Source organism: Streptomyces sp. NRRL F-5123 (assembly GCF_000721495.1).
Taxonomy (GTDB): domain Bacteria; phylum Actinomycetota; class Actinomycetes; order Streptomycetales; family Streptomycetaceae; genus Actinacidiphila.
Genome location: NZ_JOHY01000058.1, coordinates 22,551 through 39,333, shown reverse-complemented (window position 1 = coordinate 39,333; position 16,783 = coordinate 22,551). Strand labels below are relative to the sequence as shown.

The following is a 16,783-nucleotide window of genomic DNA, read 5'->3' as shown; positions in this document are numbered from 1 at the left end:
AGAGCTGGAAAATGCCTGATCAGGGGTTGCATTCCAAGTTCGGCACCCCACGGACATTGTCAGGGCTCGGTCAATCTTCTAGAGTCGTCGCCGGAGCATCCGGCACTTCCGCATCGTCCGGCACACCCTCACCTCTGGACGTGACATGACGCGACGCCGTCGTACGCTCATCGCCGCCTGCCTGCTGGGCGTCCCCGCCGCAAGCGCCCTGCTGCCCTCCGCCGAGGCTGCCGTGCCGCCCGAACACGCCGTCGTGGTGTGCCAGAGCGCCAGCTTCTACGCCAACTACAACAGCTCGAGCGGCCCCTCCGGCCTGGTGCGCACGCTGGGCTACGGCGACAAGATCGGCCACACCCCGGGTTCCCACCCCGTCTACAACGGCTGGGCCGCCACCTTCGACTACGGCCCCAACGACTGGGGATATCTGCGGATCGAGTGCATCGGCGGCTACGACTCCTGGTGACACGACGGCCACCGACCGGCGGCCGCTCCGCTGTCCACCCCCTGACATACCTTCCACCAGCGGGAGCTCACCATGCTGCGAACCCTGACGACCGGCGTGGCGGCCACCACCCTGGCCGCCGCCGCACTGCTGGCCGCCGCCGTCCCCGCCGGCGCCGCGAACGGCACGGTCGGCGTCCGCGAGACCGTCTGCGCCCAGGACCTCTACGTCAGGACCGCACCCGTCGGCGCCTGGATGGGCACGCTGTACACCGGGCAGACCTTCCTGGTCGAACAGGTCGACGGCTCCTGGGTCTACGGCTTCGCCTACGGCGACATCAACCGGCACGGCTGGGTCCAGAACGGCTGGTTCTGCTGACTGTTCGACTCCCCCTGCGGGAGCGCGCGGACTTCCGGAAGGCAGACTTCCTGCACGCCCTCTACGACGCCGTCCTCGCCGACCCCGGGACCGGGACCGTCCTGAGCGGCGCACGCGTACCGCGCATGAACGCGATCAGGGAACGCCGGTCCGTACCTGCCGCCGCGAACTACTGGACCGCACCCTCGTCCTGAACCACCGGCATCTGCTGCACGCGCTGCGCGAGTTCGCGCAGTTCTCCACCGGCACGTGCGCGAACGGGGTGGGCCCGGGCTTGATCCGCCCGCTGTCACCACCAACCCTGTGCCCTCCGCCGCCGCGCCGCGGCGCACCGGGTCGCCCGAGCGCACCGCACACCGTCGGGCCGAAGTCCCGCGGGAGCTTCGGGAGTGCGGCCCGACCGCTGGTCGTATCGCCACCCGGAGACGCGTTCCCGTCGAAGACGTCGCGGGTGGACACCGCCCTGGATAGCATCACGCTGGTCGCCGGCCTGTGCCTGACCGGCGCCGCCGCACCGTACGAGAGACGTTGCGACCTGCCGAGGAGGCGGAGCATGCCGCACCAGCCCACCCGACGGACCGTTCTGCACAGCATGGCCGCGGGCGTCGGGGTGATCGCCTTCGACCCGTCGGCCCGCTCCTGGATCGCGGGCCCGGCCCACCCGCACCCCGCGGACACTGCAGGCAACAGCCTGGCAGGCGTGCCGAAGCTGGACGGCACGCTGCTGACCGACCCCGTGTCACTCGCCGCCGACGCGGACGACTTCGGCCACTCCGTGCACCACCTCCCGGCCGCCGTCCTGCGGCCCGGCTCGGTCGCCGACATCGTGGCGATGGTCCGATTCTGCAACACCCACCACATCCAGGTCGCCGCCCGCGGCCAGGGCCACGGCACCAACGGCCAGGCACAGGTGACCGACGGGCTGGTCATCGAGACCGCGCCGCTGAACACGATCGGACCGGTACGCACCGGTGCGGACGGCACCGGAACCGTGTCGGTCGGCGCCGGCGCCGTGTGGAGCGCGGTCGTGCAGACCACCCTCGTGCACGGCCTGACCCCGCCGGTCTTCACCGACTACCTCGAACTGTCGGTCGGCGGCACCCTGTCGGTCGGCGGACTCGGCGGCCAGTCGCACCGGCACGGCGGCCAGGTCGACACCGTCACCGCACTCCAGGTCGTCACCGGCGCAGGAGAACTGGTCGACTGCTCCCCGAGCCGCCGCCCCGACCTCTTCCGGGCGGTCCTCGCCGGACTCGGCCAGTGCGCCGTCATCGTCTCCGCAACCCTGCAACTGGTCACCGCGCCCACATCCGTACGCCACTTCCTGCTCCCGTACACCGACCTGGCCACCTACCTCGACGACCAACGACGACTGGTGAGCGACAGGCGGTTCGCCTACGTGGAGGGCTCGATCGCCCCCGACGCGACCGGGGCCTTCACCCGGTACGTCATCGAGGCAACCGCCTACGGCCCGCCCGCGGGACCCGACCCGGACGACACCGCACTGCTCCGCGGCCTGCGCCACGACCGATCCGGTGCGGTCACCGCCGAGACCCTGGGCTATTTCGACTTCCTCAACCGGCTGGCCCCGGGCGTTGCCGCACTGGAAGCCGCCGGCGTCTGGGCATGGGCGCACCCCTGGTTGAACCTGCTGCTGCCCGGCGACCGCGCCGCCGCACTCGCCGGCACCCTGCTGGACCGGATGGCCGGGCAGGACACCGGCCCGGGCGGCGTCGTCCTGCTCTACCCGCTCTCCGCCACCCGGCTGCACACCCCGTTGCTGCGGATGCCGGACGACCCGGTGCCGTACCTGTTCGCGGTCCTGTGGACGCTGGATCCGGCCGACCCCGCCGCGGTCGCCGCACGCGCGGCCGCCAACCGCGCGGCCTACGAGACGGTCCGTGCGGCCGGCGGCACACAGTACCCGGTGGGCACCATTCCCATGGGCGCCGCAGACTGGCGCAGTCAATACGGCGGCGCCTGGGCGGAGTTCGCAGCCGCCAAACGCCGCTACGACCCCTGCGGGCTTCTGGCCCCCGGCCAGCACGTCTTCCCGACCTGACCGGCACCCGACGCTCTCGGCATCGGGAAAGTGCTCGCCTCCGACCGCGGCAGCTTCACGACCGGGGCGGAGATCCACGTCGACGGCGGCGCCGGCGCGTTCTGACGCACGCGCGGGGCCGCCCTCGCGGGAACACGTCCACGGAGCCCGGCTCGGGGGGCACCGGCCGCACCCATGCCGACCGGGCACGGGCGCGGCCCGCCGGACGTCGCCGTGACGGACACCATATCCATGCGTAAACAAATACCCGCTCATGCAAGTATTATTGTCCTCAGGCGCCGCCCGCCCCGCCGGTGAGGCGACCTGCCCGTGTACCGTCCGGCACCGCCACAACTCCGGAGACTCCCCATGCCCAAGCTGTTCGAGCCGTACACCCTGCGGTCGCTGACCGTGCGCAACCGCGTCTGGATGGCCTCCATGTGCCAGTACAGCGCCGCGTCCACAGGAGCGGACACCGGCACCGCGAACGACTGGCACTTCACCCACCTCGCCGCGCGGGCGGCCGGCGGCACGGGCCTGATCCTCACCGAGGCCACGGCGGTCAGCCCGGAGGGCCGGATCACTCCTTACGACCTCGGCATCTGGAACGACACGCAGGTCGACGCCTTCAGGCGGGTGACCGCGTTCCTCAAGGAGCAGGGCACCGCGGCCGGCATCCAGCTCGCCCATGCCGGCCGCAAGGCCTCCACCGAGCGGCCCTGGGTGGACCGCGGCGCCCCGATACCGGCTGACGCGCCGCTCGGATGGACGCCGGTCGGCCCGAGTGCCCTCGCCTTCGGGCCGGCGTCGACCGTGCCGGAGGAACTGACCGAGGACGGCCTCCGCCGCATCGTCGGACAGTTCGCCGACGCGGCCCGCAGGGCGCGCACGGCCGGCTTCGAGGTCGTGGAGATCCACGGCGCCCACGGTTACCTGCTCCACCAGTTCCTCTCGCCGTACAGCAACCGTCGCACCGACTCCTACGGCGGTTCCTTCGAGAACCGGGTCCGCTTCCCGCTGGAGGTCGTCGAGGCGGTGCGTGCCGTGTGGCCGCAGGACCTGCCGGTCCTCTTCCGGGTCTCGGCCACGGACTGGCTCACCGAGAACGCGGAGGACGACCGCGAGGGCTGGACGGCTGCGGACACCGTGGCCTTCGCCAAGGAGTTGCACGCCCGCGGGGTGGACCTCCTGGACGTCTCCACCGGCGGCAACGTCCCCGACGCCCGTATTCCGGCGGCTCCCGGTTTCCAGGTCCCGTTCGCCGAGCGCGTGCGCAACGAAGCGGGTATGCCCGTCACCGCGGTCGGCCTGATCACCGAGCCTGCCCAGGCCGAGGAGATCGTGGCCTCCGGCCGTGCGGACGCGGTGCTGCTCGCCCGGCAACTCCTGCGCGACCCGTACTGGGCACGCCGCGCCGCGGAAGAACTCGGCGCCCAGCCGTACCTGCCCCAGCCGTACCACCGCTCGTAGCCACGGGTGGCGTTGCTGCCGGGTTCCAGGCGGGTGGTCCAGCGCATCGGGGACGACGGCCCCGCCCGATCGCCGTCCCCGATCTCACCGCCGGCCCAGAAACACGGCCCGGCCTTACGGCCCCTGCCCGCGGGTACGGAACCGCCCCGCGGTGTGACGCACACCGCGGGGCGGCCGCCGGGTCGCGAACGGTCCTACACCGGCGGGGTGCCGTACTTCGCCGACAGGTCCTGCGTGGACCACGGATCGCCCATCGCCGGCAGGTACGTCTCCTGCAGATGCCTGTCGGAGACGTTGACGGTGAAGAGGCTGGGCCAGGTCAGACCGCCGCCGGTGTCGTAGTGCAGCAGCGCGGACGGGGCCTGGTTGGCCGCCGGCGTACCGTACTTCGCGGACAGGTCCTGCGTGGACCACGGATCGCTCATGGCCGGCAGGTACGTCTCCTGAAGGTGGTTGCCGGACAGGTCGACCGTGTACACGCTGGTGTACCCGGAGTGGTACAGCGCCACCGGAGGGATGTCCGCCGCCACCTGCGGAGTGCCGTACTTCGCCGACAGGTCCTGCGTGGACCACGCATCGCCCATCGCCGGCAAGTAGGTCTCCTGCAGGTCGTGGTTGGCGTCGACGGTGTAGACGCTGGTGTACCCGTCGTGCACCGCGGCGGCCGGGGACACGGTGGTGGCCGGGGTGCCGTACTTCGCGGACAGGTCCTGGGTGGTCCACGGGTCGCCGATGGCGGGCAGGTAGGTCTCCTGCACGTCGTGGTTGGCGTCGACGGTGTAGACGCTGGTCCAGCCGGAGTGGACGGCGGCGGACGGGGACGTGCCGGGGCTGACCGGCGGGGTGCCGTACTTCGCCGACAGGTCCTGCGTGGACCACGGATCGCCCATCTTCGGCAGGTACGTCTCCCGCAGGTGGCCGCCGGCGGTGTCCACGGTGTAGACGCTGGTGTACCCCTCGTGCACGACGGCGGCGGGAGTGGTGCTCGCCGGAGCCGTGCCGTACTTCGCGGACAGGTCCTGGGTGCTCCACGGATCACCCATCTTCGGCAGGTACGTCTCCTGCAGATGGCCGTTGGAGGCGTCGATCGTGTAGACGCTGGTGTACCCGTCGTGGGTCACCGTCACCGGTGCCGTGTTCTTCATCACCGGCGGCGTTCCGTACTTCGCGGACAGGTCCTGGGTGGCCCACGGCTGGCCCATGGCCGTCAGATAGGTCTCCTGCAGGTGGCCGTCCGGGGTGTCGACCGTGTACACGCTGGTGTACCCGTCATGGATCACCGACCAGCCCGCTGTGGGGAACTGCGTCGCCGGCGCGACGGGCGGGGTGCCGTACTTCGCGGACAGGTCCTGGGTGGACCACGGGTCGCCCATCTTCGGCAGGTACGTCTCCCGCAGATGGCTGTCGGACTGGTCGACGGTGTACACGCTGGTCCAGGTGAGTGCGCCGCTCTCGTCGGAGTGGAGCAGCGGGACCGGTGTCTCGGTGGTGGGCGCGGTGCCGTACTTCGCGGACAGGTCCTGGGTGCTCCAGGGGTCGCCCATCTTCGGCAGGTACGTCTCCTGCAGGTGGTCGCTCGCCTGGTCCACCGTGTAGAGGCTGGTGTACCCGCTGTGGTCGAGTGCCACGGGCTGGGTGCCCGCCGCCACCGGCGGCGTCCCGTACTTGGCCGACAGGTCCTGGGTGGACCAGGGGTCGCCCATCTTCGGCAGGTACGTCTCCTGCAGGTGGTTGGCGCTGCCGGCCTCGTCCACGGTGTAGACGCTGGTGTAGCCGTCGTGGACCACGGCGGTCGGCGTCACGGTGGTGGTCGGGGTGCCGTACTTGGCGGACAGGTCCTGGGTGGACCAGGGGTCGCCCATCTTCGGCAGGTAGGTCTCCTGCAGGTGGTGGTCGGCGTCGACGGTGTAGACGCTGGTGTACCCGTCGTGCAGGAGGGCGACCGGGGAGGTGCCGGCCTGGACCTGCGGGGTGCCGTACTTGGCGGACAGGTCCTGGGTGGACCACGGGTCGCCCATCTTCGGCAGGTACGACTCCTGCACATGGCCGCTCGCGGCGTCGACCGTGTAGACGCTGGTGTACCCGTCATGGACCACGGCGGTCGGCGTCCACTTCGTTGCCGGGGTGCCGTACTTGGCGGACAGATCCTGGGTGGACCACGGGTCGCCCATCTTCGGCAGATACGTCTCCTGCACATGGCCGTTCGCCGCGTCGACGGTGTACACGCTGGTGTAGCCGTCGTGGGTCAGCGCCACCGGGGTCGTGCCCGGCTGCACGGGCGGGGTGCCGTACTTGGCGGACAGGTCCTGGGTGGACCACGGGTCGCCCATCTTCGGCAGGTACGACTCCTGCAGGTGGCCGTTCGCGGAGTTCACCGTGTAGACGCTGGCGTACCCGTCATGGACCACCGACGGCCCGGCGGGCGCGACCGTCACCGGCGGAGTGCCGCCGGAGCTGCCGTCGTAACCGGCCGCGACGATGTTCGCCTGCACCGCGTTGTCGGCGGCGTCGGTGGGGTAGCCATGCGTCATCACGCCCTCGAAGAACGAGCCGACCGACCAGTTGCTGTTGTCCCCTCCCGTCCCCATCACGATCGCGCCCTCCTGCTGCATCGGCGCGTCGCCGCCGCGGGTCGGCAGGGGGCCGTTGTACCAGGTGGTCAACGAGCCGTTCTGCGCGTCGCCGCCCTTGAGGGCGTAGGTCGTCTGCCCGTTGTTCTTCAGCATCGCGGTGACGAAGTTGCTCTTGTTCCCCGCGTTGTCGGTGTCCGAGCCGTTGCCGCCGCTGAACAGGCCGTTCTCCAGGTCGGCCTCGACCCAGGGACCGCTTCCCGTGCACGGCGGGAAGTAGCACTCCGTGCCGAGGTTGACGGCGTCCATGTGCCCGTTGCCGGTGTCCCGGGTGTTGGTCTCGGCGTTGCCGTAGTCGAAGCAGCAGCCGGAGTTGACGTGGGTGCCGCTGGCCACCATGTACATGCCCTCGGCCTGGCCGTTGACCGCGACACCCTGCGTGTCGTTGTCCCGGTAGCCCGTCTGCCCGACGATGTCGACGCCGTACACGTGGTGGCCGTTCACCGTGATGGGCAATGCGGAGGCGTCGGCGGCGTGATCCGGGCCGGCCGCGCCGCCCGAGCCCTCGATCGTCAGGTCGTTCCACTCGGGCGACTGGTCGTAGATCTTGGTGATGCCGCAGCTGGTGCCGGCGCAGAACGAGTCCTGCGCCGCCGCGTCGGCGTAACCGCCCGCCGTCAGCGGCAGGATGTCGATCCCCGCCTCGTCCGAGGCACGCTGGAGCTGGTAGAGCGGCCCGCGGTAGGACGCGTAGAGCGCACGCACCGTGCTGTGCGCCGCCACGCAGGGGGTGCCGTAGGTGTCGTAGATGTCGCACGGCAGGCTGCTCGCCGTTGTCGCCGGCGGCCCCCACTCCGCGAATCCGTCGGGAAGAAGTTCGGCGACGTCAGCGAGCAGGTCGGCGACCCAGGAAGCTGCGGACTTGGCCCAGGACCACGCCTGTTCCTTGATGCCGGAGCTGATCGCGTTCAGGACTCCGGGAAGCTGTGTCTCGAGCCACTGTTTGACGCTGGCCGTCGCGTATCCCCACAGAGCCCCCTGCAGGGCCCCCAGGAACGTCTTGGCCCACGCCTTCCCGTCCCCGAGCGTGCCGTCGAAGTACTGCGTGAGCATGCCCCTGAGCAGGCCGGCGGTGAACCCGCTGACGGTGGTGCAGGCGATGAAGGCTTCCGGTACGACCAGGATGCAGGCGTCGAAGACCAGCCAGCTGGCCAGATAGGCCATCGCCTTGGCGAAGGCCCACTGCAGCCAGGATTCCGAGGTCTGTACGTCCCAGACCGGGATGGTGAGGAACAGGCCGGTGTGGTCGGGCGTCATGCCCAGCGTGCCGTCGAAGTGCGCCGGACCCGAGGTGTCCTCGACGAGCGAGAACTCCTCGAGCTGCCGGTCGATGGTGTCGCTGAGGCGGCTGTTCTCCGCCTGGGCCTTGTCGAGGTTTCGCTGCATGGTCGCCGCGTCGTACGCGACACCCGTGTCGAGGGTGAACGTGAGGTCCCCGTCGGCCGCGGTGCTCACCGAGGTGCCGATCCCTGACGGGACGGATCGGGCCGGTAACGGGGACGGCGTCGCGGCCTGCGCCGGCAAGGCGGCGGCGGTCAGCGCGGTGGCCGCGACCAGGGCCGTCACCATGAGCAGCGTGCGGGTGAACCACTGGAACGGTTTTCTGCCGGTTCTGCGCAGTCTTCTCACTGAATCTCTCTTTGTCGGGACATTCCGAACGGTACGTGCATAGCGGGCCAGACCAACGGAGCAGGAGAGCGGAGAGCCGGCCACGGGCATTCGGTGAAGGTGCACCCGGTGCCGACGCACGCTTCCGCGAACCATTGGTTGACGGAAAGCAAAGTGTTCTTTCCTTGCACACGTACAACGGGGACCGGGACGCGCCAAAACCTATGGCAACCAAATTCAACAGGCCACCGGAACACATGTCAACAAATTCCTTCGCCGCACTTCCGCGACCGGCACAGCGCGGCCGGACCCGCCACGCCGTGGCTGTCACCACGGAAGACCGCCGCAGACCGGCGCAGAGCGGCGCGGGCGGCAGACCGCCGCGCGCGGCGGGGCGGCCGGGCGGCGGGGTATGGGCATCATCACCTGCGGGCCAGGTTTATTCACTGACTGCCGAAGAAAGGCGCACCATTGTCGAAGGTTTGCCGCGGTACGCCCCGCGAGGGTTTTTACCTCTCGATGCCGTTCTTTGACTTTCCCCTGGGCAACCGCGCCGTCGCGGCGGAATGGCGGATTTCTCTCTTCACCCGTGGTCCGGACCCAAGGTCCGTTATGACGGGACGGAACCGCCATCGGTTGCCGTGCGCTGACGCCTGTAGTGGCGTGCTGCCCGGGCGCGGTTTCCGCACGACGGCTTGCACCACTCCTGCCGCCCGTGGCTCTTGACGAAGTAGCGGACGCAGCGGGGCGCGGTGCAGGATCGCAACTGCGTGCGCTGCGGGCCGCCGAGAAAGTCGATGGCGGCTCGGGCCAGGGTCGCGACAAGCCGAACGTGCGGATCGTTTTCCGCGGACAGCAGTCGGGCGGTAGGGACTCCTCCGGCCGGCCAGTCGATCTGCGGGGCGACCAGTTCCCGCGCGGCAGCCGTGTTGAGGCGGGCCATTGCCTGGTCGGCAGTCATCAGGCGATGGGCGTCCGCCGGGCTGGGAGGAGCGGGACTGACCGCCCGGGCGAACAGGGCCCGGACAGCCTGCCGGAGCTCGATGATCCCGAGCCTGAGGCTTTCATCCGCTGCGAGTTCTCCAGCCGGAACGTGGTCGGCCAGCAGATCCTCCTGCTCGTGGATCCAGTGCGTTGTCCCCTTGACCGTGGCGAGGTCGTCGGCGACGCCACCGTCTCCGTCGTGGCGAATCGTGCTCGCCAGTTCCAGTGCCAGCCAGCGCTCCACAGGGCATCCCCTTCCATCTCGGTGCCCGGTCGCCAACCACTTGATCACATCCCTGGGCACACCGTAAGGTCCCTAACGGAAAAATGGAAACTTCCGTTAGACAGAGCGGGTGGGGACACCTGCCCTGACACAGGACGGCGGCTGGGCCCGCCATCGGAGGCGACTGCGAAATGACGCTGCTTGCACAGATCAGCGACCTGCACCTGGACGGCAGCGAGAGGGCAACCCGACGCGCCACCCGCGTCATGGACTACTTGCGAGCCCTGCCCCGCCCGGTCGACGCGCTCCTGGTCACCGGGGACATCGCCGATCACGGCGAGGAGGCCGAGTACGAGGAAGCGGCTCAGATCCTGACCGCCCCCTTCCCCGTGCTCACGTGCCCCGGAAACCACGACGCGCGACCGGCCTACCGCAAGGCCCTGCTCGGAGAGGCGCCCGACCACGGCCCCGTCAATCGGGCCCACGACATCGCCGGCACCACCATCCTGATGTGCGACTCCACCATCCCGGGCCGCGACGAGGGACGCCTCGACGCCCAAACGCTCGCCTGGATCGACACCACCCTCACCGCGCTGCCACAGGACGCCGCCGCACTGATCGCCTTCCACCAGCCGCCGGTCGAGCTCCATCACCCCCTGCCCGACTCCGGCATGCTCGAAGAGCCCGGACGACTGGCCGACCTGCTCGACGCGCACCCGCAGGTCGCCGCCGTCCTCACGGGCCACGCCCACACCGCGGCCGCCTCGACCTTCTCCGCGCGTCCGCTGATCGTCGGACCGGCCATCACCTGGACCCTGCGCATGCCCTGGGAGGGCGACAAGGCCGCAGACCGCGACCAGCCGCCCGGCCTCGCGTTCCACATCCTGTCCGACGACCGGCGCCTGACGACCCACTACCGCGTCGTCCTGTGATCCCCCGCTCGCACGATCCGGAGGCATCATGGTCCACCCCTACGCCGTCGCCGGGTTCCTGGCGGCGGTCCTTCCCCTGATCGCCACGCCCGGAGCCAGCTTGGCCCTGCTGATCCAACACGTCACCGACAGCGGCCGCCGTCAGGCTCCTCCCGTCATCCTCGGCACAGTCACCGGCCTGTACATCCACGCCACTCTCGCCACAGCCGGCCTGTCAGCCCTGGTCATGCACTGCAGCCTGGCCTTCACCGCCGTCAAGGTCATCGGTGCCGTCTACCTCATCGGCCTGGGCATATGGACATGGCGGTCAGCCACACCGAACGCGACACCCGCCCCCCACCGGCAACGCTTCCCGAAGCGCGTTGACTCCGTCTACGCCCAGGCCTTGCTCGCCAACGTCCTCAACCCGAAAGCGGCCGCCATCTACCTGACCCTCGTCCCCCAGTTCATCGCACCCCACCAGCCCTTCGGCGGCCAGATCCTGATACTGGCCACCGCCCACGCGCTGCTGATAGCGCTCTGGCTCGCCGCTTGGACCCTGGGAGGAAAGCGCAGCGGGCTGCGCTGACGACCGACAACGCAGCAAGCGTGCGTGCCAGACCCCTCCGGGCAGACGGGACTTTCGAAACAGGCCCTAGTACCTCCGGCCGGTCGTCACACGAACGTGCGACGACAGGGGCAACGGACGTCCAATGCCTCTGTGCGATCCCGGGGTTCGCGGCGGCGCGAATCTGCTGGAGCCCGACACACTGCGACGCTGGCCGGCGTGCCGCCGGCGGTACGGCGGCTGCACGCCGGCCTACGCCCTGTGGCTACGTGCCCCACTGGGCCCTGACTCGGTCAGTCCAAGGCGCCTCTGCGGGCAGCGCATATCGCCAAGGGCGGTGAGCAGGGCGCAGGCGCCGCCGAGCCACAGCACGCCCTGGAAGGTGGGCATGCCGACGACGACGCCGCCGACCAGCGCGCCGAGGCCGATGGCCAGGTTGAACACCGCCACCCACAGCGAGGAAGCCGCTTCCACCGCCCGCGGGGCAGCCTTGATCATCCAGGTCTTGAGGCCCACGGACACACCGCCGTAGGACAGACCCCGGACGGTGGTCAGTATGGCGGCGCCGACCACGGTCCGGCCCGGCAGCAGGAAGAGAGGCATCTCGACCGCGAGGGCCACGGAGATGATCAGCACGGTCCGGTGCACCCGGCGGGAGAGCGCCGCACCGGCGGCGAAGTTGCCGATCACGCCGGCCACACCGAACCCGAACAGCAGCGGACCGACGTAGCGCTCGTCGATCCCCCACAGCCTCTGCAGCGCCGGTCTCACGAACGTGCAGGCGGCGAAGTGCCCGAACACGAGGAGCGCCGTCGCGATGATGCCGATGCGCACACCCGGGTTGCGGAACTGCTCCATCAGCAGCTTCGGCCGGATGGCCCGCGAGGCGGTCAGCCCCGGCAGCACCGCCGGCAGGGCGACGAGCACGACGAGCGCCAGGGCGCTCAGCGAGGAGAAGGCGATGCGCCGGCCGGTGAGGTTGCCGGCCAGGGTGCCGAGCGGGACACCCAACACGTTCGCGGCTCCCACGCCGCCGAAAATGACCGCAGTGGCACGCGGTACGTCCGACGGGGGCGGCGAGCCGCACGGCCGGACCGCCGGCGGCAGCCCAGAAGCCGCCTACCGCGATGCCGCCCAGTGCCCGGGCGCCCACCAGGACTGCGGAGTTCGGCGCCCCGACAACCCCGCGCCGCCCGACCCGCCACCCCGTACGGACGACGCCGTCGCCGCCTGCGCCTCCTCCGGTCTGCCCCGCGCCGCCCGGCGGGCGCAGCTCCGTACCCTCATCCGTCGGCGCGCTCACCGCGTCCCCTCCGCGGGCTCCCCGTCCCCCAGGTCCGTTGGGACGAGCCGGTGCAGGATCACCCGTTGGAGCGTGCCGCGGCGGCCGAGCCTCTCGGCGTGGGCGAGGGCCCAGCCGCGGCCGTCCGGCCCGGCCACCCGCCACGCGTACCGCATCGGCCAGCGGACCAGGACGCCCGCGGCCAGGGGCGGGGCGTGGTGGAGGTAGGCCAGGTTGTCGGCGAAGTCGGCGGTGGCGTACGCGAGGGCCCTGGTCCGCTCGTCCGCGTCGGGGGCGAGGCGGGCCGCGTGGCGCATGGCGAGCAGCCACAGCGCCTCGTTGAGGGACGCCGTCCCCGGGAAGTACCGGGGCAGGTCATCGGTGTCCGTGGCCATCGCGGCGGTGCTGCGGCGTGCGAGAGCGGCGAGGACCGGCTCCCGCGGGCCGCCGCGCAGATCGCGCACGCACTGCTGGAGGCACCCGGCCGCGTCGCGTACCCCGGCACCCGCGGCGCACTCCTCCAGCCAGTGCCTGCCCCAGCTGCCGGACGTGTGCCAGGCCCAGGCGTAGAGCTCCTGGTCACTGATGTCGCGGCCGACGCGGGTCGGCCACCGGGTGCGCCACTGGGCGTACCGGAGGAAGTGCCCGGCCCGCGCCACCTCGACCGCGTACCGCACGGCCTCGGGGAAGCCGGGTTCGCAGCCCAGCGCCTCCGCCTCCTCCGGGCCGATGCCGTGCCGCACCTTGCCGCGGACGGCCAGCGGGGCCCACTTCATCGCCACCCCGACGCACCTGCTCCAGTCGGGCGGCGGCTCGGTGTCCGGCATCACCGCCTCCCCTGCCACCGCTGGATCTGGTGGACGTAGATCGGCGTGTCCTCGGGTAGCAGACCTTCCTCCATCAACTGCTGCAGCATCCAGACCCTGTGATTGCCCTCGTCCGTCGCCGGCTTGTACTCCTTGACCCTCGCGTGGACGCCGTTCCGCGGCCGGTTGAGCGCCTTCACGACCCGGTACGGTTTCTTGCGGAGCTTCTTCATCAGGGCCTGCTTCTCCTTGCTCTCGAGCGAATTGTTCACATCGTCCGTCGCGAGCCCCTTCAGGTCGCGCAGTGTGCCGTTCGGCTCCGGCCACTTGCGCCGCCCGTACTGCCACCAGTGGTACTCCGGGTACTTCCCGTAGTCGTACGGCGGGCAGTTGTGGACGAGCAGCGACGTCGGCCCCGCGAGCACGTAGTACGTGTGCGTACCGTCGACCGTGAGGTTGTAAACGGTCTGGGGCTTGTTGCAGTGCCGTACGCCGTGACCCGCACCCATGTGCCGGAGCTGGTCCGCAGCCAGTCACCGGACTCCAGGCTTCCCGCGTCGGTTCACGCCCCGGTGTCCGGCACCCGGAAAGGATGGCCGTCGGTCGCGGTGACGGTCTGGCCGGCGACAGTGACGTCGGTGACGTCCTTGTCGCCGTCGCCCCTGACCAGCGCGGTGACCGGTTCCGCGACGGTCCGCCCGTCGACCGGATCGGTGGCGGCCCCCCGGTCGCCGACCCGCACGTCCTCGATCGCCTTGCGGGTACCGTCCGCCATCAGCACCTCGGTGCCTTCGGCGAAGCTGTTCGCGGTGCAGCCGCCGGGGGAACAGGCCCTCTTCGCGCGAGGGCGCTCCGGCGCTGCGGAACGTGCGGGTTCAGCCGTCGCTCGTCCTGACGAGTGCCCCGACAGGCAGTAGTTGCATTAAGGCTCCTCACCAGCGCGTCCCGCCCGCGGAATACTTGGCCGCCGGGCGCAGGACGTCGCGCTCCTCCTCCAGCTCGCGGACCTTGCGACGCAGGGCCTCGTTCTCCGCCTCCAACGACGGCTGCGCGGTCGGGGTCTACGGCGATCCGTTCCCGGCCGCGGTCCCCCAGGTGCGTGGCGGCTTCGGCTTCCGGGCCATCGACGCCTCGTTCAAATGACTGCCGGGTTTCATCCACGGCAAAACGCTCGACGACGAATTGGGCGCGGCCGAAACGGTGCACACTCCGGTCCTTCACCAGCGGATCGGCATGTGGCACTCGGTGGGGACCTCCCGCCCGGGGGCGTTCGCGGTCGGCACCGCCGTGGTGGGGACATGCATCGCCTTCGGCCCGGTCTTCGGAGTGCCGAGCAATCCGTGCTTCGTCGGCAGCGCCCTGTACGCGCTCGGCGTCCGGTCGTCGGCCGAGGCGTTCGGACTGCCCTGGACGGAGTCCGGCATCACCGACACCGGGGTGACGGCCGGCTACGTCTTCGCCTCGTGCGCCCTGCTGTCCGCATACGGTGGCGCGTCCTGGAGCCTCGGGGCACGGCTGCGGCCGCTCCTCGGCCGGGCCGCCCGGCTGGGCAGCCCCTCGCCGGAGGCGATCGCCGCACACCTGAGGTGACACCCGGGCCCCCGCCCGGCCGTGGCGTCCCTCCGCACCCGGAGGGACGCCACAGCCGGGCCTCTCGACGTCCACGGGCAGTGAAATCCTTCCGTGGTGCGGCGTCCGGCGTAGGCAGGGTGCAGTCGACCCGGTGGAGTCACACCCGCGAATCGGCGACGGCGTGGGTCGATGCCGCCGCGCGTCGAGCAAGCCGGTTGAACCAGCTGGGCACTGCCGCGGTTTCGAGGAGTCCGGCCCCGTCCGAGCCGGCGCCGTCGGCGGCGCCTGACCGGACGGGGTCAGCGGGGCTCGGAGGTCACCGCTGGGGGCGGGTGCGCCAGAATTCGAGGACCGCGGCGCGCAGGGTCCGGTCGGCGGTCACCGGGGAGGTGGCGTGCCAGACGGAGGAGTCGAAGGCGATGATCGTGCCGGCCGCCGGGGGCAGGGAGCGCGCCGGCGGGTGCGTGGGGTGGTGCGAGGCACGCACCTCGAAGTGCCCGCCGCCGCCGGCCGGCCACTTCGCGTTGAAGTAGAGGACCACGGTGAGGGCCTTCTCCGGCTCGTCGTGGTGCGGGGAGATGAGTTCACCGGGGGCGTGGGTGAACAGCCCGATGTCGCGCGGGTAGCACGTGAGGTCCATGTCGGTGACCTCGCCGAGGCGTTTGAGCAGGTCCGGCCCTGTCAGCTCGTCGAGCAGTCCGGCCCACAGGGGTGTCAGGTGCTCGGCCGTGGTCAGGTGTGCGCCGTCGCGGTGCAGCCACAGCGAGCTCAGCTGGAAATGCTTGAGGGGGGTGTCCACGACGACGTGCTGGAAGAGCTCCGCGGCGGGGAATTCCTCCTCCAGCCGCGCGATGTCCCGGGGGGAGATGAGGTCCTCCGCGATGTGGGCCCCGATCCCGCTCTGTGGCCGGGAGAAGGCCGCGTTCGTGTTCAGCATGGTGCCGTCCCGTGTCGTGTGAGGGCGCAGCCGGGGGTCCGGCTGCCGGTTCCGTCACCGTAGGGACGGGCAGGCCGGAGCGCCGTACGGAGAGCCGTACCCGCGCTCCGGATCTCAGCCCTGGCGTGCGGTCATGCCGTGCAGCACCAGGTCGCACACGAGGAGGAGTTCCGCCTGCAGGTCGAGCGGCTTGTCGCCGGGGCGGGACCAGCGGTAGAGGACGCCGAGGTAGCCGTCGCGGAGGAGGTAGCCGGCGCCCCGGGTGTTCACCTTCTCCGGGATCTCGCCGCGCCGCTTGGCCTCTTCCAGGATGTCGCTGAATATGTGGGCCGCGAAGGGCTCCTCGTCCATGGGGCGGCCTGCCTTGACCCACGCCGAGAGCATCACCCGCGTCAGTCCGCGCTCGCTCTCGTTGACGTCGGCCAGGACGTTCATACAGCGTTCCAGTGACAGCTGGACGGAGCGCGGGGAGGCGCCGTCCGGCTCCTGGAGGCGGGCTTCCAGGTGCGACCTGCGGCGCTCGCCCCAGGCGTCGATCAGGTCTTCCTTGCGCTGGTAGTAGTTGAAGAAGGTGCGGCGGGCCACGTCGGCCTCCTCCGCGATCTCGTCGACGGAGGTCTGCTCGTACCCCTTCTCCACGAACAGCCTCAACGCAGCGTCGTACAGCCGGTTCTTGACCCTCAGCTTGTTCCGCTCGCGACGCCCAACAGGTGGTGATGGCGCGTCGAAGGGGTCGGTCATGTCTGCTCCTGCTCCGGCGGGGGCCGCCTGTCGCCTTCGCGCCTGCCGCGCCCGGTGAAGCCAGCCTTCGCCAGACCCATCGTCGGTTACCTGTGATAAATAGTTGTACCACAGTGCATGAATGCCTGCGAGTTCATGATCGACGATGTCCGGACGCCGTACGTGTACGGCCGTTGGCCCGGCCGGCCGC

The 16,783-nt window shown here is 70.7% G+C and carries 15 protein-coding genes; 7 read left to right on the top strand and 8 right to left on the bottom strand.

All coding sequences use genetic code 11. The features are described 5' to 3' along the window. Nucleotides 1-145 precede the first annotated feature (145 nt). The 4 genes from IH54_RS0132045 (at nucleotide 146) to IH54_RS0132030 (ending at nucleotide 4,331) form a co-directional block, all read left to right on the top strand. Nucleotides 146-463, top strand: a complete 318-nt coding sequence (locus IH54_RS0132045) for a hypothetical protein (RefSeq protein ID WP_031523685.1) — start codon at nucleotides 146-148, stop codon at nucleotides 461-463. Between the two features lie 72 nt (nucleotides 464-535). Then, nucleotides 536-820, top strand: coding sequence for a hypothetical protein (locus IH54_RS0132040; RefSeq protein WP_052398109.1), 285 nt, complete (start codon nucleotides 536-538; stop codon nucleotides 818-820). A gap of 553 nt (nucleotides 821-1,373) precedes the next feature. Further along, nucleotides 1,374-2,882, top strand: a complete 1,509-nt coding sequence (locus IH54_RS0132035) for an FAD-binding protein (protein WP_031523680.1) — start codon at nucleotides 1,374-1,376, stop codon at nucleotides 2,880-2,882. A 348-nt stretch (nucleotides 2,883-3,230) separates the two neighbouring features. After that, the gene (locus IH54_RS0132030) at nucleotides 3,231-4,331 is read left to right on the top strand and encodes an NADH:flavin oxidoreductase/NADH oxidase (RefSeq protein WP_031523678.1); all 1,101 of its coding nucleotides are present in this window, start codon (nucleotides 3,231-3,233) and stop codon (nucleotides 4,329-4,331) included. Nucleotides 4,332-4,525: 194 nt separating this feature from the next. Here the strand turns inward: IH54_RS0132030 and IH54_RS47270 are convergent, their stop codons facing one another. Further along, nucleotides 4,526-8,590, bottom strand: a complete 4,065-nt coding sequence (locus IH54_RS47270; protein ID WP_234344116.1) for an arabinofuranosidase catalytic domain-containing protein — start codon at nucleotides 8,588-8,590, stop codon at nucleotides 4,526-4,528. A gap of 589 nt (nucleotides 8,591-9,179) precedes the next feature. Next, entirely contained in the window at nucleotides 9,180-9,797 is a 618-nt protein-coding gene (locus IH54_RS0132020; RefSeq protein WP_031523673.1) for a CGNR zinc finger domain-containing protein, read from the bottom strand. A 170-nt stretch (nucleotides 9,798-9,967) separates the two neighbouring features. On the opposite strand from IH54_RS0132020, the gene IH54_RS0132015 reads away from it, so the two are divergent. Continuing rightward, complete coding sequence (locus IH54_RS0132015) at nucleotides 9,968-10,708, top strand: metallophosphoesterase (RefSeq protein WP_031523670.1); 741 nt, start codon at nucleotides 9,968-9,970, stop codon at nucleotides 10,706-10,708. Nucleotides 10,709-10,736: 28 nt separating this feature from the next. After that, on the top strand, nucleotides 10,737-11,276 hold the full coding sequence (locus IH54_RS0132010; protein WP_031523668.1) for a LysE family translocator: 540 nt from the start codon (nucleotides 10,737-10,739) through the stop codon (nucleotides 11,274-11,276). Between the two features lie 231 nt (nucleotides 11,277-11,507). On the opposite strand, the gene IH54_RS47265 is transcribed toward IH54_RS0132010, so the two are convergent. The 4 genes from IH54_RS47265 to IH54_RS0131990 all read right to left on the bottom strand — a co-directional run bounded on the left by IH54_RS47265 (nucleotide 11,508) and on the right by IH54_RS0131990 (nucleotide 14,118). Next, on the bottom strand, nucleotides 11,508-12,284 hold the full coding sequence (locus IH54_RS47265; protein WP_234344114.1) for a hypothetical protein: 777 nt from the start codon (nucleotides 12,282-12,284) through the stop codon (nucleotides 11,508-11,510). 270 nt (nucleotides 12,285-12,554) lie between these two features. After that, entirely contained in the window at nucleotides 12,555-13,364 is an 810-nt protein-coding gene (locus IH54_RS47260; RefSeq protein WP_234344113.1) for a hypothetical protein, read from the bottom strand. After that, nucleotides 13,364-13,852 carry a hypothetical protein gene (locus IH54_RS0131995; protein ID WP_031523663.1) on the bottom strand — a complete coding sequence of 163 codons (489 nt, stop codon included), beginning with the start codon at nucleotides 13,850-13,852 and terminating at the stop codon, nucleotides 13,364-13,366. Before IH54_RS0131995 ends, IH54_RS47260 begins: the two co-directional genes overlap by 1 nt. Before the next feature lie 53 nt (nucleotides 13,853-13,905). Continuing rightward, nucleotides 13,906-14,118: a hypothetical protein gene (locus IH54_RS0131990; RefSeq protein WP_159012202.1), complete on the bottom strand. Its 213-nt coding sequence runs from the start codon at nucleotides 14,116-14,118 to the stop codon at nucleotides 13,906-13,908. A gap of 470 nt (nucleotides 14,119-14,588) precedes the next feature. Here IH54_RS0131990 and IH54_RS0131980 point away from each other — a divergent pair, with 470 nt between their 5' ends. Further along, entirely contained in the window at nucleotides 14,589-14,933 is a 345-nt protein-coding gene (locus tag IH54_RS0131980) for a hypothetical protein (RefSeq protein WP_159012200.1), read from the top strand. A 298-nt stretch (nucleotides 14,934-15,231) separates the two neighbouring features. On the opposite strand, the gene IH54_RS0131975 is transcribed toward IH54_RS0131980, so the two are convergent. Together IH54_RS0131975 and IH54_RS0131970 are read right to left on the bottom strand one after the other, a co-directional pair. Then, nucleotides 15,232-15,852, bottom strand: coding sequence for a 2OG-Fe(II) oxygenase (locus tag IH54_RS0131975; RefSeq protein ID WP_031523659.1), 621 nt, complete (start codon nucleotides 15,850-15,852; stop codon nucleotides 15,232-15,234). Between the two features lie 114 nt (nucleotides 15,853-15,966). Then, entirely contained in the window at nucleotides 15,967-16,593 is a 627-nt protein-coding gene (locus tag IH54_RS0131970) for a TetR/AcrR family transcriptional regulator (RefSeq protein WP_043182885.1), read from the bottom strand. Nucleotides 16,594-16,783: the final 190 nt, after the last annotated feature.